Source organism: Pseudomonas sp. B611 (assembly GCF_055407965.1).
On sequence record NZ_JBUZST010000002.1, the window covers coordinates 489,910 to 508,593 of the forward strand.

Annotated in this window: 17 protein-coding genes; 12 read left to right on the plus strand and 5 right to left on the minus strand. The window is 63.2% G+C overall.

The annotated features are described in order from the left end of the window. Positions 1-79: 79 nt before the first annotated feature. Positions 80-826, minus strand: coding sequence for an NRDE family protein (locus tag ACZRMO_RS07285; RefSeq protein ID WP_463972382.1), 747 nt, complete (start codon positions 824-826; stop codon positions 80-82). Between the two features lie 120 nt (positions 827-946). On the opposite strand from ACZRMO_RS07285, the gene ACZRMO_RS07290 reads away from it, so the two are divergent. The 3 genes from ACZRMO_RS07290 (at position 947) to ACZRMO_RS07300 (ending at position 3,494) form a co-directional block, all read left to right on the plus strand. Continuing rightward, entirely contained in the window at positions 947-1,729 is a 783-nt protein-coding gene (locus ACZRMO_RS07290; protein WP_463972383.1) for a sulfite exporter TauE/SafE family protein, read from the plus strand. A 64-nt stretch (positions 1,730-1,793) separates the two neighbouring features. After that, positions 1,794-2,606 carry a prolipoprotein diacylglyceryl transferase gene (lgt, locus tag ACZRMO_RS07295; protein ID WP_463972384.1) on the plus strand — a complete coding sequence of 271 codons (813 nt, stop codon included), beginning with the start codon at positions 1,794-1,796 and terminating at the stop codon, positions 2,604-2,606. Positions 2,607-2,660: 54 nt separating this feature from the next. Then, positions 2,661-3,494 (plus strand): thymidylate synthase, encoded by an 834-nt coding sequence (locus ACZRMO_RS07300; protein ID WP_185709742.1) that lies wholly within the window; start codon positions 2,661-2,663, stop codon positions 3,492-3,494. Positions 3,495-3,624: 130 nt separating this feature from the next. Here the strand turns inward: ACZRMO_RS07300 and cadR are convergent, their stop codons facing one another. Beyond that, on the minus strand, positions 3,625-4,065 hold the full coding sequence (gene cadR, locus ACZRMO_RS07305) for a Cd(II)/Pb(II)-responsive transcriptional regulator (RefSeq protein ID WP_257783934.1): 441 nt from the start codon (positions 4,063-4,065) through the stop codon (positions 3,625-3,627). Between the two features lie 85 nt (positions 4,066-4,150). Here cadR and ACZRMO_RS07310 point away from each other — a divergent pair, with 85 nt between their 5' ends. The 8 genes from ACZRMO_RS07310 to ACZRMO_RS07345 all read left to right on the plus strand — a co-directional run bounded on the left by ACZRMO_RS07310 (position 4,151) and on the right by ACZRMO_RS07345 (position 13,748). Continuing rightward, positions 4,151-6,403 carry a heavy metal translocating P-type ATPase gene (locus tag ACZRMO_RS07310; RefSeq protein WP_463972385.1) on the plus strand — a complete coding sequence of 751 codons (2,253 nt, stop codon included), beginning with the start codon at positions 4,151-4,153 and terminating at the stop codon, positions 6,401-6,403. A gap of 16 nt (positions 6,404-6,419) precedes the next feature. Continuing rightward, on the plus strand, positions 6,420-7,283 hold the full coding sequence (locus tag ACZRMO_RS07315) for a LysR family transcriptional regulator (RefSeq protein ID WP_463972386.1): 864 nt from the start codon (positions 6,420-6,422) through the stop codon (positions 7,281-7,283). Positions 7,284-7,506: 223 nt separating this feature from the next. Further along, positions 7,507-8,571, plus strand: coding sequence for a putative 2-aminoethylphosphonate ABC transporter ATP-binding protein (locus ACZRMO_RS07320; protein WP_463972387.1), 1,065 nt, complete (start codon positions 7,507-7,509; stop codon positions 8,569-8,571). 1 nt (position 8,572) lies between these two features. Continuing rightward, complete coding sequence (locus ACZRMO_RS07325) at positions 8,573-10,285, plus strand: putative 2-aminoethylphosphonate ABC transporter permease subunit (RefSeq protein WP_463972388.1); 1,713 nt, start codon at positions 8,573-8,575, stop codon at positions 10,283-10,285. Between the two features lie 19 nt (positions 10,286-10,304). Continuing rightward, positions 10,305-11,318 carry a putative 2-aminoethylphosphonate ABC transporter substrate-binding protein gene (locus tag ACZRMO_RS07330; RefSeq protein WP_463972389.1) on the plus strand — a complete coding sequence of 338 codons (1,014 nt, stop codon included), beginning with the start codon at positions 10,305-10,307 and terminating at the stop codon, positions 11,316-11,318. A gap of 122 nt (positions 11,319-11,440) precedes the next feature. Continuing rightward, positions 11,441-12,568, plus strand: coding sequence for a TIGR03364 family FAD-dependent oxidoreductase (locus tag ACZRMO_RS07335; protein WP_463972390.1), 1,128 nt, complete (start codon positions 11,441-11,443; stop codon positions 12,566-12,568). Beyond that, positions 12,568-13,122: a phosphonate degradation HD-domain oxygenase gene (locus ACZRMO_RS07340; RefSeq protein ID WP_463972391.1), complete on the plus strand. Its 555-nt coding sequence runs from the start codon at positions 12,568-12,570 to the stop codon at positions 13,120-13,122. Before ACZRMO_RS07335 ends, ACZRMO_RS07340 begins: the two co-directional genes overlap by 1 nt. 92 nt (positions 13,123-13,214) lie before the next feature. After that, positions 13,215-13,748: a hypothetical protein gene (locus tag ACZRMO_RS07345; RefSeq protein WP_463972392.1), complete on the plus strand. Its 534-nt coding sequence runs from the start codon at positions 13,215-13,217 to the stop codon at positions 13,746-13,748. 5 nt (positions 13,749-13,753) lie between these two features. Here ACZRMO_RS07345 and ACZRMO_RS07350 read toward each other — a convergent pair whose 3' ends face one another. Both ACZRMO_RS07350 and ACZRMO_RS07355 read right to left on the minus strand, forming a co-directional pair. Beyond that, positions 13,754-15,121: a DUF3482 domain-containing protein gene (locus ACZRMO_RS07350; RefSeq protein WP_463972393.1), complete on the minus strand. Its 1,368-nt coding sequence runs from the start codon at positions 15,119-15,121 to the stop codon at positions 13,754-13,756. Beyond that, positions 15,114-16,484 (minus strand): DUF2868 domain-containing protein, encoded by a 1,371-nt coding sequence (locus ACZRMO_RS07355; protein ID WP_463972394.1) that lies wholly within the window; start codon positions 16,482-16,484, stop codon positions 15,114-15,116. The genes ACZRMO_RS07350 and ACZRMO_RS07355 overlap by 8 nt, the downstream gene beginning before the upstream one ends. A 97-nt stretch (positions 16,485-16,581) precedes the next feature. On the opposite strand from ACZRMO_RS07355, the gene ACZRMO_RS07360 reads away from it, so the two are divergent. Beyond that, entirely contained in the window at positions 16,582-17,094 is a 513-nt protein-coding gene (locus ACZRMO_RS07360; protein WP_463972395.1) for a dihydrofolate reductase, read from the plus strand. Between the two features lie 96 nt (positions 17,095-17,190). On the opposite strand, the gene ACZRMO_RS07365 is transcribed toward ACZRMO_RS07360, so the two are convergent. Continuing rightward, entirely contained in the window at positions 17,191-18,582 is a 1,392-nt protein-coding gene (locus ACZRMO_RS07365) for an L-cystine transporter (protein WP_463972396.1), read from the minus strand. Positions 18,583-18,684 lie beyond the last annotated feature (102 nt).

The following is an 18,684-nucleotide window of genomic DNA, read 5'->3' on the forward strand; positions in this document are numbered from 1 at the left end:
ACGCCTCTTGTGACGCTCCGCGTCACGCTTCGGGACGCGGAGCGTCCGGGCTGCATTCCCACGCAGAGCGTGGGAACGATCAGATCTTCAGTTCTACCTCACCCAGCCGCCCACCATGGGGCCCAAAACTGCGCTCCACCATCCGCCGCGTCCCGTCGGCATTCACAATCAGCGCCGTACTCGCCCGCGTCCCATAACTGGGGCTGGCAATAAACACACTGGATAACAGACTCTCCGTCGCCAACCCCACGCCGGTATCCGGCAAGTCTGCAAACGGCGCCGTCAGTGGATCACTCAAGATCGCCAGCAACGCCTCCGGCTGCGGATCATCCAGCACCGCACTCAGCGCCGCCTTGGCCTTGAGCAACTTGGGCCACGGCGTATCCAGCCCAGCGTTGGATAACCCATACACGCCGGCCTGCAAGCGCGTCGGCTCGGTGTGATTGGCGTTGTAATGCCACAACTCATCTCGCGTACCCACCAACAGGTTAAACCCGGCATATTCAATCGAACGGCCGTTAACGTCGGCTAAATAGTCGTCAATCGGCAGGGTTCCATTGAGAAAACGCGCCACCAGTTCCCCGCGGGACTTGCGGGCTGGCGGCTGGTGCGGGTCGCGGATGTTGGTCAGGGCGGCAAAGCGCCCATCGGCATTCACCCCCAGCCAGGTTCCGCCGGCTTCCTGATCACGGCCGGCGTAGACCTCGGGCGCATCCGGCCACTGGGCCAGCGGCAGGCTGGGGCGGGCGTAGAATTCATCACGGTTGGCCGCGACGATCAGCGGTTGGGCATGCCCCGGCCGCCAGGCGAAAACAATCAGGCACATCAGGCGATCCCTTTTGTGTTTTTTGCCACTCTACGCACTCAAGCGCAGGCGTTCCATCGTCACCAGTTGGGTCGCATGCCTTCCATCCGTTAACATGCCGGACTTGTTTGGGGGGCTCCCATGGAATTTTTGCTGTATTTGGCGCTGGGCGCCTGTGCAGGCGTACTCGCCGGGCTGTTTGGCGTGGGCGGCGGCATCATCATCGTGCCGGTGCTGGTGTTCAGCTTCACCTTGCAGGGCTTCGACCCGCAGGTGCTGACCCACCTGGCCGTGGGCACGTCCCTGGCGACCATCATCTTTACCTCGATCAATGCCGTGCGTGAGCACCATCGGCGTGGCGCGGTGCGTTGGCCGATCTTTGTGTGGATGACCGTGGGCATCCTGATCGGTGCCGGGTTTGGCGCGCTGACCGCCGAGGCGATCTCCGGCCCGCACTTGCAGAAGGTTATCGGTGTGTTTGCCCTGGTGATCGCCCTGCAACTGGCCCTGGAGGTCAAGCCCAAGGCCAGCCGCACGGTGCCGGGCAAGGTCGGCTTGACGTTGGCCGGCACGGTGATCGGCTGGGCTTCGGCGATTTTCGGGATTGGCGGCGGTTCGCTGACCGTGCCGTTTTTGACCTGGCGCAGCGTGCCGATGCAACAGGCGGTGGCCACGTCCTCGGCGTGCGGCCTGCCGATCGCCCTGGCAAGTGCATTAAGTTTCATGATTCTGGGCTGGCATGACCCACTGCTGCCCGCTCATAGTCTAGGGTTCGTGTATTTGCCGGCGCTGCTGGGCATTGCCCTGACCAGCATGGTGTTTGCCCGCTTCGGCGCGCGCCTGGCGCACAAGCTGTCGCCGCGTCTGCTCAAGCGGTTGTTCGCCGCTTTGCTGTTTTGCGTCGGTTTGAATTTTTTGCTGTAACGCAGGCTTAATCGCAGCCCGGCATGGTCCGGGCGCTATAACGAATGATTAACGAGGAGTCGCAATGCTGCCTTACCCGCAGATCGACCCGGTGGCCCTGGCCATCGGTCCGCTGAAAATCCACTGGTACGGGTTGATGTACCTGATCGGCATCGGCGGCGCCTGGCTGCTGGCCTCCCGGCGCCTGAACCGTTTCGACCCGACCTGGACCAAGGAGAAGCTCTCCGACATGGTCTTCTGGCTGTCGATGGGGGTGATCGTCGGCGGGCGACTCGGTTATGTGTTGTTCTACGATTTGTCGGCGTACATCGCCAATCCAACGCTGATCTTCGAAGTGTGGAAGGGCGGCATGGCGTTCCACGGTGGGTTTATCGGCGTGATGATCGCCGCCTGGTGGTTCGGCCGTCGTAACGGTAAATCGTTCTTCCAACTGATGGACTTTGTCGCACCACTGGTGCCGATCGGCCTGGGCGCCGGGCGCATCGGTAATTTCATCAACGCCGAGTTGTGGGGCAAGCCGACCGACGTGCCATGGGCGATGGTGTTCCCACCGTTCAGCGACCCGGCGCAACTGCCGCGCCATCCGTCGCAGCTCTACCAGTTTGCGTTGGAAGGTGTGGCGCTGTTCCTTATCCTCTACATCTTCTCGCGCAAGCCACGCCCAACCATGGCCGTGTCGGGCATGTTCGCGTTGTTCTACGGGATCTTCCGTTTCATCGTCGAGTTCGTGCGGGTGCCGGATGCACAACTGGGCTACCTGGCGTGGGGCTGGGTGACCATGGGGCAGATCCTCAGCATTCCGATGATCCTCGCCGGCCTGGGCCTGCTGTGGTGGGCGTACAACCGCCCGCAGCCGCTGAAGAACACCGCGCTTTAAATTCGAATGCCGAGGCTGTCGAGCAGCCTCGGCTTCAACGATACGGGTACTTAAATGAAGCAATATCTCGAACTACTGAACGACGTCGTGACCAATGGCCTGACCAAGGGCGACCGCACCGGCACCGGCACCAAAGCCGTGTTCGCCCGTCAGTATCGGCATAACTTGGCCGACGGCTTCCCGCTGTTGACCACCAAGAAGCTTCACTTCAAAAGCATCGCCAACGAACTGATCTGGATGTTGAGCGGCAACACCAACATCAAGTGGCTGAACGAAAACGGCGTGAGGATCTGGGACGAGTGGGCCACCGAAGACGGTGACCTCGGCCCGGTGTACGGCGAGCAGTGGACCGCCTGGCCCACCAAGGATGGCGGCAAGATCAACCAGATCGACTACATGGTCGAGACGTTGAAGACCAACCCCAACAGCCGCCGCATCCTGTTCCACGGCTGGAACGTCGAGTACCTGCCCGACGAAACCAAGAGCCCCCAGGAAAACGCGCGCAACGGCAAGCAAGCCCTGCCGCCGTGCCACCTGCTGTACCAGGCCTTCGTGCACGACGGGCACCTGTCGATGCAGCTGTATATCCGCAGTTCCGACGTGTTCCTCGGTCTGCCGTACAACACCGCCGCGCTGGCGTTGCTCACCCATATGCTGGCCCAGCAGTGCGACCTGATCCCCCACGAGATCATCGTCACCACCGGCGACACCCACGCGTACAGCAACCATATGGAACAGATCCAGACCCAGCTGGCGCGTACGCCGAAGAAGCTGCCGGAGCTGGTGATCAAGCGTAAGCCTGCGTCGATCTATGACTACAAGTTTGAAGATTTCGAAATTGTGGGGTATGACGCGGACCCAAGCATCAAGGCTGACGTCGCCATCTGATCAATGTGGGATCGAGCTTGTGTGGGAGCGGGCTTGCTCGCGAATGCGGTGGTTCAGTTGGAACATCTTTGACTGACACACCGCTTTCGCGAGCAAGCCCGCTCCCACATTTAGTCCGTGCTCACTTGATTTAGTGGCCGTGGCTTCTGCCCACATGGGAAGGCTCGGCCTCACTGGCTGCCACACTGCCGCTGACCTCCAGCCGCTGCAAAATCCCGCACTGCTCCCCGCCACCACAACGCTGACGCAAGTCCAGCAACTGCTCCTGTAACGCCAGCAATCCATCAATCCGCGCTTTCACATGGTGGATATGCTCGTCGATCAACGCATTCACGCTTTCACACTGGTCCTGCGGGCTATCGCGCAATCCCAGCAAGCTGCGGATTTCTTCCAGCGTCATGTCCAAACTGCGGCAATTGCGGATAAAGATCAGCCGCTCGGTATGCGCCTGGGTGTACACGCGGTAATTGGCGTCAGTGCGTGCCGGAGGCGGCAGCAGGCCTTCCTTCTCGTAGTAACGGATGGTTTCCACCGGGCAGTCGGTCAGTTTGGCCAGTTCGCCGATCTTCATCGCAGCAATCTCCAAATGGGTGCTTGACCCTATAGTGGCTACAGGGTCTTTACTTGGCAACAGGCACCTCTACGGACGCGACAGAATGAGCGATTCCATCCACACCCCGCATAAACACGACCACGACCATGATCACGGCGAGAAAAAACTCACGCCTGTGCATAACCATGGCCACGCGGGCGCCTGCTGTTCCGGCAGCCCGGCCCCGGCAAAGGTCACGCTCAACGAAGCGCCCACCGCCGGCTCGCGCCTGAGCACGTTCCGCATCGAAGCCATGGACTGCCCCACCGAGCAAACGCTGATCCAGAACAAACTGGGCAAGCTCGCCGGTGTGCAGCAGCTGGAATTCAACCTGATCAACCGCATCCTCGGCGTCACCCACGACCTGCCGAGCACCGCGCCGATCATCGATGCGATCAAGGCCATCGGCATGCAGGCCGACCCCATCGAAGAAGGCACCCCGGCTGCCGCGCCGCCCGCCAAGAAGCACTGGTGGCCGCTAGCGTTGTCCGGCGTGGGTGCGTTGGGTGCCGAAGTGCTGCACTTCACAGACGCCGCCCCGACGTGGGTGATTGCGCTGGTGGCGCTGGTGTCGATCCTCAGCGGCGGCCTCACCACCTATAAAAAGGGCTGGATTGCCCTGAAGAACCTCAACCTGAACATCAACGCGTTGATGAGCATCGCCGTCACCGGCGCGGTGCTGATTGGCCAGTGGCCGGAAGCGGCGATGGTGATGTTCCTGTTCACCGTCGCCGAGTTGATCGAAGCCAAGTCCCTGGACCGTGCGCGCACTGCCATCAGCGGCTTGATGCAGATGACCCCGGAACAGGCCACGGTGCAGCAGGCGGACGGTTCGTGGGCTGAACAAGAGGTCAAAAGCATTGAACTAGGTGCCATCGTGCGGGTAAAACCCGGCGAGCGCATTGGTCTGGACGGTGAGGTCACCGCTGGTCAATCCACCATCGACCAGGCGCCGATCACCGGTGAAAGCCTGCCGATTGAAAAGACCGTGGGCGATAAAGTCTTCGCCGGCACCATTAACCAGGCTGGCTCGTTGGAGTACAAGGTCACTGCAGCGGCCGACAATTCCACCCTGGCGCGCATCATCCACGCCGTGGAACAGGCCCAGGGCGCCCGCGCGCCGACCCAGCGTTTCGTCGACAGCTTCTCGAAGATCTACACCCCGGCGGTGTTCCTGTTTGCCCTCGGTGTGGCGCTGATTCCGCCGCTGTTCATGGCCGGCGCGTGGTTCGACTGGATCTACCGCGCCCTTGTGCTGCTGGTGGTCGCCTGCCCGTGTGCGCTGGTGATCTCCACCCCGGTGACCATCGTCAGCGGCCTCGCGGCAGCGGCGCGCAAAGGCATCCTGATCAAGGGCGGCGTGTACTTGGAGGGCGGTTACAAGCTCGATTACCTGGCCCTCGACAAGACCGGCACCATCACCCACGGCAAGCCGGTGCAAACCGACTACCTGGCGTTGTTCCCCAACGTCGAAGACAGCGCACCGGCCCTGGCCGCCAGTTTGGCCGGGCGCTCCGACCACCCGGTGTCCCTGGCCATCGCCAACGCGGCTGTGGATAAAAACCTGCCGAGCCACGTTGTGGATAACTTCGCGGCCCTGGCCGGTCGTGGTGTGCGCGGTGATATCAACGGCGAAACCTACCACCTGGGCAACCATCGCCTGGTGGAAGACCTCGGCCTGTGCTCGCCGGAGCTTGAAGAGAAACTCTTCGCCCTGGAAAAACAAGGCAAGTCCGTGGTGCTGCTGCTCGACAAGTCCGGCCCGCTGGCGCTGTTCGCCGTGGCCGACACGGTCAAGGACAGCAGCCGCGAAGCCATCCAGCAGTTGCACGAACTGGGCATCAAGACCCTGATGCTCACCGGTGACAACACCCACACCGCCCAGGCGATTGGTGCTCAGGTCGGCATCGACCAGGCCCGTGGCGACCTGCTGCCCACCGACAAACTGCAAGCCATCGAAACCCTCTACGGCCAAGGCCATCGCGTCGGCATGGTCGGCGACGGCATCAACGACGCCCCGGCCCTGGCCCGCGCCGAGATCGGTTTTGCCATGGCCGCCGCGGGCACCGACACGGCCATCGAGACCGCCGACGTGGCGCTGATGGACGATGATTTGCGCAAGATCCCGGCATTCATTCGGCTCTCCAGGCAAACGTCGAGTATCCTCAAGCAGAACATCGCCCTGGCGTTGGTGATCAAGGCGATCTTCCTCGCCGTCACCTTCCTGGGCATGGCTACCATGTGGATGGCGGTGTTCGCCGACATGGGCGTGAGCCTGCTGGTGGTGTTCAATGGCCTGCGCCTGCTGCGCAAATAAACGATGAGAGGGTGGTGTGCTGAGTGCTGAGTTAAAGGCGTTTTTCATGGTCGCGCGACTGGGCAGCATTACCCAGGCGGCGAAAAAACTCGGCCTCAGCCAGCCCACCGTCACGACGCAGATCCGCAACCTGGAAAGCCAGTACGGCGTCGAGCTGTTCTACCGCGGCGGGCGCCGCCTTACCGTCAGCGACGAGGGCGCGCGGCTGCTGCCGATGGTCAAGGCGCTGTTGCAGCAGGAAGCGGATATCGAGTTTTTCCTGCGCAACAACGGCCAGGTCCAGGGCGCCTTGCGCATCGCCGCGACGGCGCCGTATTACATCCTCGACCTGGTCAAAGCCTTTCGCGAACGCCTGCCGCAAGTGGAAGTGTCGGTGGAAATCGGCAACTCCCAGCAAGTGCTGGAAGCGCTGGACGATTACCGCGTCGATGTCGCCGCCTCCTCGCAACTGCTCGAAGACCCGCGCCTGGTCCGCCGCGTGCTCGGCACCGACCCGCTGGTGCTGGCGGTGCATCGCAACCATCCCCTGGCCACGCTCGACCATGTGCCCCTCAGCGCACTGGCCGGGCACACCCTGTTGATGCGCGAAGCCGGCTCGACCACACGGCGGCTGACGGAAGAAATGTTGCAGGGCGCCCACGTGAGTTACGGGCCGCTGCTGGAAATCGGCAGCCGCGAATCGATCCGCGAGGCGGTGTTGCGCAATATCGGCATCAGCATCATTGCGCGCCAGGAAGTGCCCCATGACCCGCAGTTGCGCGTGCTGACCATCGAGAATGCGCCGCAGATCCCGGAGTATTTGTACTGCCTCAAGGAACGCAAGGGCGCGCGGTTACCAGCCGCATTTTTAGGCTTGGCGCAGGAAATGTCCCCCCTCTGATCGTTCCCACGCTCCGCGTGGGAATGCCGCCCTGGACGCTCTGCGTCCGCTCTTGAAGGTCGTGACGCGCAGCGTCACAGGATGCGTTCCCACGCGGAGCGTGGGAACGATCCTCTATACCAAAATCCACCAATACCACTATCACCACCTTTTGCCTTCCTGCCACACCAGCGACGCATTCCCTACCTAGCATGGCCTTCATCCGTTTGATGAGGTGCCTTGCATGAACACTGCCCTGACCCAACCCGGCGCACCGATGAAGGTGCGCAATGTCCAGAAACGCTTCGGCGCCTTCACTGCGCTGGACAACGTGTCCCTGGATGTCGCCGCCGGTGAGCTGGTGTGCCTGCTGGGCCCGTCCGGCTGTGGCAAGACCACCTTGCTGCGCTGCATCGCCGGCCTGGAGCGTCAGGACAGCGGTGAACTTTACCTGGGCAACCGCGACGTTTCCCTGCTGCCGCCCCAGGCGCGGGACTACGGCATCTTGTTCCAGTCCTACGCGCTGTTTCCCAACCTTACCGTCGAAGCGAACATCGGCTACGGCCTTACCGGCAGTGGCCGCGACGAAATGCGCCAGCGCGTCGGGCAGATGCTGGAGTTGGTGGGCCTGCTGGGTAGCGAAAAGAAATACCCCGGCCAACTTTCCGGCGGCCAGCAACAACGTGTCGCCCTGGCCCGCGCCTTGGCGCCGGCCCCTTCATTGTTGCTGCTGGACGAACCGATGTCGGCCCTCGACGCCCGTGTGCGTGAGCATCTGTGTACCGAGTTGCGCCAACTGCAACGCCGCCTGGGCATCACCACGCTGATGGTCACCCACAACCAGGACGAGGCCATGTTGATGGCCGACCGCATCGCCGTGATGAACAACGGCAAGGTCGAGCAATACGCCACGCCCCAGGAAATCTATGACCGCCCGGCCACGCCGTTTGTGGCGGAGTTTGTCGGCCAGGGCAACTGGCTGCCCTTCAGCCGCAACAGCGCCAGCCATGCCCAGGTCGGCGGGATGAACATGCGCCTGGCCGATGATGCCGGTATGGCCAAGTCCGGGCGCCTGTTCTGTCGCCCGGAAGCCATCAGCGTCAACCCGCCGGTGCACGAAGAAAACCTGTTCCCGGCCAAGGTCCGCGAGATCACCTTTCTCGGCAATCGCTGCCGCATGAGCTTCGAACTGGAGCAACTTCCCGGCCACGCATTGCTCGCCGAACTGGCGCCCGAAGCCATGCCACGCCTGGGCGCCCAGGACATCTGGGTAGCCCTGCCGCCGCGCAGCCTGCAGGTGTTTGCCTGAGATGGGTGCTGTCATGACCTTGCCGGCCGCGCGCCAGGCTTCCCGTGCCGAACTCGGCGACCGCCTGTTTGTGGTCGGCGGCAAACTGCTTTGGCTGTGCTTGCTGGGCGTCGCCGTATTGCTGCCGTTGCTGGCGATCTTCTGGCGCGGTTTCAGCAGCGAAGCCGGGCAGGGCGGCGGTCTGGTCGCTGCTCAAGAACTGATCACCAGCGCCAACTTCCACTGGCTGCTCGGCAACAGCCTGAAGGTTTCCCTCAGCGTCGCGGCCATTGTCGTACCGCTGGCCTACCTGTTTGCCTACGCGCTGCAACGCACGCTGATTCCCGGCAAGGCGATCTGGCGCGGCCTGTCCCTGTTGCCGTTGATGGCGCCGTCGATGCTGCCGGGGATTGCGCTGGTCTATCTGTTCGGCAACCAGGGCATGCTGCGCGGCTTGCTCTCGGAGAATATCTACGGCTTCTGGGGGATTGTTCTCGGTGAGGTGATCTACACCTTCCCACACGCGTTGATGATCCTGCTGTCGGCGCTGTCCCTGGCGGATGCGCGCCTGTTCGACGCTGCCTCCAGCATGGGCGCCAGCCCGGCCCGGGCGTTTCGCAGCATCACCTGGCCAGCCACGCGCCAGGCCGTATTCGCCGCGTTCTGCCTGGTGTTTACCCTGACCATCACCGACTTCGGCGTGCCCGTGGTGGTGGGCGGTGATTATCAAGTGCTGGCACTGGAAGCCTACAAGGCGGTGGTCGGCCAGCAGCAGTTCGGTCGCGGCGCATTGATCGGCATGGTGTTGCTGTTGCCGGCGCTGTTCAGCTTTGGCGTGGATGCGTGGTTGCGCCGTCGCCACGGCGATGCCATGAGCGGCCGCGCGCAAGTGTTCCAGCCGGTGCCTTCACGCGTAAGAGACGGCTGCTACCTGGCCATCGTCCTGCTGATCTGCGCCGTCTTGCTGCTGGTGTTCGGCATGGCGGTGTACTCTTCGCTGGTGAAGTTCTGGCCGTACAACCTGTCGCTGTCGCTGAACCACTACAGGTTCGAAGACACCGCTGGCGGCGGCTGGCTGGCCTATCGCAATAGCCTGACCATGGCCCTGTGCACCGCGTTGATTGGCAGCGTGCTGATCTTTACCGGCGCCTACCTGATGGAAAAGACCAAGGGTCAGAAGGGTCTCAACCTCGCGCTGCGCATGCTCAGCTTTGTGCCGATGGCCGTGCCGGGGTTGGTGCTGGGCCTGGGCTACGTGTTCTTTTTCAACCTCAACGGCAACCCGCTGCATGTGTTCTACGGGACCATGACCCTGCTGGTGGTGTGCACCATTGCGCACTATCTGACCACCGCACAGATGACCGCCACCACCGCGTTGCGCCAACTGGACGCCGAGTTCGAAGCCGCCGCGTTGTCCCTCAAGGCGCCGTTGTATCGGCACTACCTGAAAGTCACGGTGCCGATCTGCCTGCCGGCGCTGCTGGACATCGTGCGCTACCTGTTTGTGTCGGCGATGACCACCGTGTCCGCCGCAATCTTCCTCTACAGCCCCGACACCATCCTCGCCGCCGTCGCCGTGTTGAACATGGACGACGCCGGCAACGTGGGCGGTGCGGCGGCCATGTCCACCCTGATCCTGTTCACCTCGGCCGGCGTCTCGCTGCTGCTGGCGTGGGCTTCCCGTGGCGCCCTGCGCCGCTCCCAAGCCTGGCGCCAGACCGCGCCCGGCCAATAATCCCGATAGGAGGTGTTCCATGTTCAAGCCCCTGGCGCTGGTCGCTGCCGTACTGTCTGCATTCAGCCTGAATGCCTTCGCCAAGACTGACCTCACCGTGTACACGGCCCTCGAAGCCGAGCAGTTGAAGACCTACAAGCAAGCCTTCGAAAAGGCCAACCCGGACATCGAGATCAAGTGGGTGCGCGACTCCACCGGCATCATCACCGCCAAGCTGCTGGCCGAGAAAGACCGCCCGCAGGCCGACGCGGTCTGGGGCCTGGCGGCCTCCAGCCTGGCGATCCTCGACCAGCAAGGCATGTTGGACAACTACGCACCCAAGGACCTGGACAAGATCGGCAAGAACTACCGCGACCCCGCCAACCCTCCGGCCTGGGTGGGCATGGACGTCTGGGCCGCGACCATCTGCTTCAACACCGTCGAAGCCGAGAAGCAAGGCCTGAGCAAACCCGTGAGCTGGCAGGACCTGACCAAGCCGGAGTACAAGGGCAAGATCGTCATGCCCAACCCGGCCTCGTCCGGCACCGGCTTCCTGGATGTCAGCGCGTGGTTGCAGACCTACGGCGAGAAACAAGGCTGGCAGTACATGGACGACCTGCACCAGAACATCGGCCAATACGTTCACTCCGGCTCCAAGCCGTGCAAGCTGGCGGCGTCGGGTGAATTCCCGATTGGCATTTCCTTTGAATACCCGGCCGTGCAGCTGAAACGCCAGGGCGCGCCGCTGGACATCATCCTGCCCAAGGAAGGCCTGGGTTGGGACATCGAAGCCACGGCGGTGATGAAGGGCACGGCCCATGCGGACGCGGCGAAAAAGCTCGCCGACTTCTCTGCCAGCGCTGCTGCCATGGATTTGTACAAGGACAACTTTGCTGTCCTTGCCCAGCCGGGGATTGCCAAGCCGCAGACCGAATTGCCAGCGGACTACGAGCAGCGGTTGATCAAGAACGACTTTGCCTGGGCGTCGAAGAATCGCGACAGCATCCTGACCGAGTGGCGTAAGCGCTATGACGGGAAGTCGGAAAAACAGTAACCGATCGTTCCCACGCTCTGCGTGGGAACGCTACCCCGGGCGCTCTGCGTCCGCTCCTGAATGTGTGACGCAGAGCGTCACAGGATGTATTCCCACGCGGAGCGTGGGAACGAGAGGCATGCATGAGTAGTGATCTGTTAATTGTCGGCGCCGGCATCCTCGGTCTATCCCACGCTTACGCGGCCGCCAAACGCGGCCTCAAGGTCAAGGTCTTCGAACGCAGTGCCACACCACTGGGCGCCTCGGTGCGCAACTTCGGCCAGGCCCTGGTCACCGGCCAACCACCGGGCCCGATGCTCGACCTGGCCCGGCAAAGCCGCGAGATCTGGGGCCAGTGGGCCCAGGTCGCCGGCCTGCAACTCAAGCGCAACGGCTCCTACCTGTTTGCGCGCACCGAGGCCGAAGAGCATCTGCTGGAAGCCTTCTGCGCCGGTCGCGCCCAAGAGCACGGCTACCACGTCGAACTGCTGCAAGGCGCCGCGCTGAATGACCTGTACGGCGGCCAGTTCCGCCATCACCGCGCCGCGTTGCATGGCCGGGACGATCAGCAACTGTATTCGCGGGAAGCGATCCCGGCGTTGATCAACTATCTGAGTCAGGAACTGAAAGTGGAATTCCACTTTTCCACCCTGGTGCGCGACGTCGAACCCGGCCAGATCCACACCACGGCGGGCAGCTTTCGTGGCGAGCAGATCATCGTCTGCTCCGGGCATGACTACCAAACCCTGCTGGCCGACGCGATGGCAGAGCTCAACCCGAGCATCTGCCGCCTGCAAATGCTGCGCGCGCGGCCAGCGCTGAACCTGAACCTGCAACACGCGTTGCTCACCGGCTTGAGTTGCGTGCACTACGGCGCTTTCGCCGACCTGCCCGAGGCCGCCGCCGTGCAGGCGCAAATCCTGCGTGAAGCACCGCACCTGCATGAACACGGCATCCACTTGCTGATCAGCCCCACGCCCCATGGCGAACTCATCATCGGCGACTCCCACGACTATGGCAGCGATGCCTCGCCGTTCAATGCCGAACAGGTGGATGACTGGATGATCGAACTGGCGGAACAGACCCTGGGGTGCAAGATCCAGGTGGTCGAGCGCTGGCAGGGCGTGTACGGCTCACGCGGGCCGGGGCCGTTTTCGTTCCTGCGGGCGGCATCCGGGGTGAACGCGGCGTTGATGCACACCGGTGTGGGCATGAGCGTCGGGCCGGCGCTGGCCGAGCGCAATATCAGCCTGTTGTGGGGCGCAGCGTGATGAGCCCGGAACAGGCGATTGCCGAGGTCTTCGGCTTGTATGAGAGGCACGGCACGGCGGATTACATCGGCGAGCCGGTGTCGCAGATCGAGCACATGTCCCAGGCCGCGCAGTGGGCGATGGCCGAAGGCTTTGACGATGAAGTGGTGCTGGCGGCGTTTTTCCACGACATCGGCCATCTGTGCGGCCAGGGCGGCGCGAACATGGGCGGTTACGGCGTGGTCAGCCATGAGCGTTTGGGCGCGGATTACCTGCGCCGCGCAGGGTTCAGCGAGCGCATGGCCACGTTGGTGGAATATCACGTGCAGGCCAAGCGTTACCTGACCTTCAGCCAGCCGGACTACTACGCACGCCTGAGCGAAGCCAGCCGTCGTACCCTGGCCTATCAGGGCGGCGTGATGAGCGCCGAAGAGGCCCAAGTGTTTGAGCAGGACCCGTTGTATACGGTGAGTTTGCGCATGCGCCATTGGGATGAGCAGGCCAAGGAAATGCACGTACCGGTGCTGGATTTGCAGTTGCTCAAGGCCAAGGCCATACGGCTACTCGCTGCGTAGAGTGGCCTTACGCAAAACGCAGACGCGCCGCCTAGAGTCTCGTTTGGCAGGTTACTAAGGTGCTTGCTTCTATTAGTCAAAGGAGCAATGCGATGCGTTATTTGAAAGCCACCGCCCAGGACCTGTGCGGGAATGGGCGCGCCGATACGGTGATTTTGCACTTCTATCAGCAGCAACCCGCTGCCCCCGACGCGTTGATCTACGAAACCGTCGGCCTGGATATGACCGTGGATGGCAAGGTCGACCTGCAGCTGGCGGGAGAACGTAAGCCTGACGGTCTGGATTTTGACGAACGTCTGCTCGCGAGTTTCGCCGACAGCTTTTTGAAGCTGAACTGGTTCAACCCGGCCAGGCAGTGGCAGCGCACATTGATCCTGTACGTCGATCATTTCGGCAAAGCGGGCAAGCCGAACGCGATCAAGCTGGATTTTCACGAACCTGCTGCCTCTGGGGGCGCCGTTCCGCTGATCTACAAGGTAGCGGCCTATGACGGCGACAGCGACGGCGTACTCGAATCGTTCACCAACAGTGACGTTGACCGCAATGGTGTGGCTGACAAGGCCGACAAGGAGCTGATCCGCTCGTTATGCACGACCTTCTTGGCCTTGAACTGGTATGAGGTGTAACCGGTTTACGCCTCGTCGAGCCGGGTGGCCAATGCCTCGACCTGTTCCTGGCGCTCAGCCTGGCTCAACTTGGCGTGCGGATTGAGGGACGACCACTGCGGGTGGGCGCGAGCCTTGTGTAGAGCGTCCGGTAACTTGCCTTCGCGCCAGGTCTTGTCCTGGGGCGTGTCGACCTTGATGCTGTGCATCGCCGCATGGCCGCGCAGGTTCAGGGCCTTGAGCAACTGGCGCTGACGCAGGGCGAGCAGGCGCAACACACTGTCGTCGACGGTCAGCTCGCGTTGCCCTTTGATTTTGCCCAGCAACCGGCTGCCATAACTGCGCGCGGTTTGCAGCGCGCCACCGGCAATCGCACCGGCCAGGGCGGCGGCGCCCAGCGTCAATCCACCGACCAACAAATCCACGCCCGCACCGGCCGCCGCCCCTGCGGCGATCCCGCCACCGACGCGCACGCCCAGTTGCTTGAGGGTTTCCGGGTTGAACAGGTCATCGCCCCAGCGCCCGTCGAGCAGGGGCAAGTCGCTGGCGGCGGCGTCCTGCGGTCGGAAGCCGAAGAGTTTGAGCAGGGCTTCCACGCATTTCTGTTCACGTTGGCGCACGGCTTTGCGCAGGTCGCCGATGGCTTGTTGCTCATCTTCGGTGACCACACTGCGACGACAGGCGGCGCAGTCGATCAGCAATTCTGCGATCAGTCGCGCAGCACTTTGCTGGCGAGCCTGGCGCTGGGCCTCCTGATCAAGAATCAAGCGTTCCAACTGTGGCCGCGCGCTTTCCAGCAGCAGGGCGAGGCTTTCATACAGGCGCCGTTCGCCGTCTTCCGGTGGCGCCACACTGTCGAAACGCACCAGCGCATGCAGGCCCAGGCGGGCCAGGGCTTCACGCCAGTCCGGCTCGCGGTGGTCGCTGCTGCTGACAAAATTGAGCGCCGGCAGCAACGGCTTGCCGCAACTGGCCAGCACTTGCAGCTCGTCGCGGTACTTGGCCAGCACCGGCTCGCGGGCGTCGATCACGTACAGGCCGGCGTCCGAGGCCAGCAGTTGGCGCAGCACCTTGGCTTCCTGTTCGAAACGCTGGCGCGCTTCGCTGCCGTCGAGGAACCGCGCCAGGCGCGCCGGGCCGTCGAGGCGTTCGCCCGGGCGGTCCAGGCGCTCCAGGTAATCGAGCAGGGCGATGGCATCTTCCAGACCGGGAGTGTCGTACAGCTCCAGCAGCGCTTCGCCATCCACCGACAGGCGCGCACCTTCGACATGCCGCGTGGTGCTGGGGCGATGGGACACTTCGCCAAAGCCCACGTCACGGGTCAGCGTGCGCAGCAGCGAGGTCTTGCCGACATTGGTGTGGCCGACCACGGCGAGTTTCAGCGGTTTAGTCATGCCCGGTCTCCAACCAGTTCAGCGGCGCGCAGTCGGCGAAGGGCAGTTCCAGCTGTTGCAGCGCGGTGTGCCAGTCGCCCAGGCGTTCGGCGTCCAGCGCCTGGCCGTGGGGTGCTTGCAGCAGCCACACGCGGGTTGCGCTGGCGCTGCGCGCAAGCTCGGCGATCAACGCCAGGCTGCCGCGATCCGGCGAGCGCCGTGGGTCGCAGGCGATGGCCAGGCGTGCGGGCGGGAAGCGTGTGAGTTGCTCCAGCAGTTTGTGCCGCGATTCGCGGCTGTCGAGGATGCCGGCATCTTTCACGTTGGCCGGCAGCCTGGGCGGCCACGGGTGTTGATCGTCCAGTTCGATGGCCACCAGCAGGGCGCCGTCGCTTTGCAGTTCGCTGACGCCGCCGCTGACGTGATGCAGTTGGTCCGGCGCGGCGTCGCTGACGCCGAGGCGTTCACTGCTGGGCATCAGGCGTTCGCGCAGTTGGCTGTAGCCAGGCAGGTTGAGGTCCAGGCGCAGGGCGGCGCGCCCGCGTTGCCAGCGCCACAGGCAGAGCAGGGCGAGGATCAGGCGCGGCAGCAGGCCGTAGACCAGCAGCACGCCGACCAGCCACGCGGCCCAGGCTTGGCGGGCGCTTTCGATGTTCAGGGCGGAATCGCCGCTGGCGCGGATCATCTCGACAGTGGGCACGTTGAAGCCGAGCAGGGCGGGCAGGCTGCCCAGGGCCTGGGTTGCGGCGACGAAGGTGTCGGCGCTGAGGATGGTGGTTTCCCACACGAAACCGTAGCGACGGGTGGCGAGCAGCGTCAGCAGAATCACCAGCGCACTGAGCAATGCCAGCAGCCACAGGCCGTTGACCAGCACACCCACGGCCCAGCGATTGAGTTTCTGGCGTTGCAGCAGCAACAGCAGCGCCGGCGCCAGTTGCGCGGCCTTGGCGTCGCGGGCGAGCTTTTCGCTGAGCCACAACCACAAGCGCCCGAGGCTGGCGCCGTGTTCGCCGGCAAACAGCAAGCCCAGGGCCCAGCTTATGAGCAGGATCAGGTTCAAGCCGAGCAGGCTGCCCAATGCCCAGAACACATTCACCGGGGCCAGGCCGTTGCCCAGCGCGGCGAAGGCCAGGCCCGCGCCGCTGATCACGGCGACGACCGCCAGCAGCACCAGCGCCAGGCGTGCGCCTTGCAGCCAGCGGGTCAGGGCGACGGTCAGGCCATCGCGCTCGGCCAGGTGCAGGGCGCGCTGCTGGATGCGCGTCGGCAGGTCACCACCGGCCGCGCGGGCCAGGCGGTTGGCTTCCTGGTCTTCCAGGGGGCCGGCGTGTTCTTCACGCAGGCGTACTGTTTCCGTCAGCCAGAGTGTGTGCAGAGGAGTCACGCGGTGTCCTGTTGTGTTTGTGAGCCTGGAGCATAACCCCTGTGAGGCTGTTTAGTGCACGCTGCGCGTGGCAGGGGGCTCTGGTATTCTCGTCGCCATGAAAAAAACTCTCCCTTTAAGCCTGATCGCAGCCCTCGGTGAAAACCGTGTGATCGGCGTCGACAACAGCATGCCCTGGCATTTGCCGGGGGATTTCAAATATTTCAAGGCCACGACCCTCGGCAAGCCGATCATCATGGGGCGCAAGACCTGGGACTCCCTCGGTCGACCGTTGCCGGGGCGCTTGAACCTGGTGGTCAGCCGTCAGACCGATCTGGCGCTTGAAGGTGCGGAAGTTTTTCCGTCGCTGGAAGCGGCGGTGGAGCGCGCTGAAGAGTGGGCGTTGGCCCAGGGCGTGGATGAGCTGATGCTGATCGGCGGTGCGCAGTTGTATGCGCAGGGGCTGGAGCAGGCGGATCGCCTGTATTTGACGCGGGTGGCGTTGAGCCCGGAAGGGGATGCGTGGTTTCCGGAGTTTGATCAGGGCCAGTGGAAACTGGTCTCGAACCAGGAGAACCCGGCTGAAGGCGACAAGCCTGCTTACAACTTTGAAGTCTGGGAAAAAGCTTAAGAGCATCGCAGGCAAGCCAGCTCCCACATTTGGCCGAGTTCTAACGTGAGAATGCGGTCAAAATGTGGGAGCGGGCTTGCTCGCGAATGCGGTCTATCAGGCCTGCGCTAGTTCGGCATGCTCATCGGCATCCAACACCGCCTTATCCGTCTGCCCCATGATCTGGCTGGTAATCGCCCCCGCCGTCATCGAACCGTTCACGTTCAGTGCCGTGCGGCCCATGTCGATCAGCGGCTCCACGGAAATCAGCAACGCCACCAGTGACACCGGCAAGCCCATCGCCGGCAGCACGATCAGCGCGGCAAACGTCGCACCGCCGCCCACGCCGGCCACACCGGCCGAACTCAAGGTCACAATCGCCACCAGGGTCGCGATCCACAACGGGTCCAGCGGGTTGATGCCGACGGTCGGCGCTACCATCACCGCCAACATGGCCGGGTAAAGGCCCGCGCAACCGTTCTGGCCGATGGTCGCGCCAAACGAGGCGGCGAAGCCGGCGATGGACTGCGGGATACCCAGGCGACGGGTCTGCGCCTCGATGCTCAACGGGATCGCCGCCGCGCTGGAGCGGCTGGTGAAGGCAAAGGTCAGCACCGGCCACACTTTACGGAAGAAGCGCAGCGGGTTGATCCCGGCCAGGGACAACAGCAGGCCGTGCACCACAAACATCAGGCCCAGGGCCAGGTATGACACCACGACGAAACTGCCGAGCTTGATGATGTCTTGCAGGTTGGAGCCGGCGACCACCTTGGTCATCAGCGCCAATACACCGTAGGGCGTGAGTTTCATCACCAGGCGCACCAGGCGCATCACCCAGGCTTGCAGGGTGTCGATGGCGTTGAGGACTTTCTGGCCTTTTTCCACGTCATCCTTGAGCAGTTGCAGCGCGGCAACCCCCAGGAATGCGGCGAAAATCACCACGCTGATGATCGACGTCGGCTTGGCCCGCGCCAGGTCGGCGAACGGGTTGGACGGCACGAACGACAGCAGCAACTGCGGGATATTCAGGTCAGCGACCTTGCCCGCGTAATCGCTCTGGATCACTTGCAGGCGCGCCATTTCCTGGGTGCCGGCCACCAGACCTTCGGCGGTGAGGCCGAACAGGTTGGTCAGGCCGATACCGATCAACGCCGCAATCGCAGTGGTGAACAGCAGGGTGCCGATGGTCAGGAAGCTGATCTTGCCCAGGGACGCGGCATTGTGCAGGCGGGCCACGGCGCTGAGGATCGAGGCAAATACCAGCGGAATCACGATCATTTGCAGCAATTGCACGTAGCCATTGCCGACCAGGTCAAACCAGCCGATGGACGCCTTGAGCACCGGGTTGCCGGCGCCGTAAATGGTATGAAGCGCCACACCAAACGCCACGCCCAGGGCCAGGGCGAACAACACCTTCTTGGCGAGGCTCCAGTTTGTGCGGCGGGTTTGTGCCAGGCCCAGTAACAGGGCCACGAACACCAGTAAGTTGAGAATCAGGGGCAGATTCATTGAAGCTCCGTCAGAGGCTGCCAATCGCGTGAGCCTGCGATTGCGAACCGGAAAGACTAACAGCTTGAAATATATTGATTTAATACCGATATGGAATGGTGA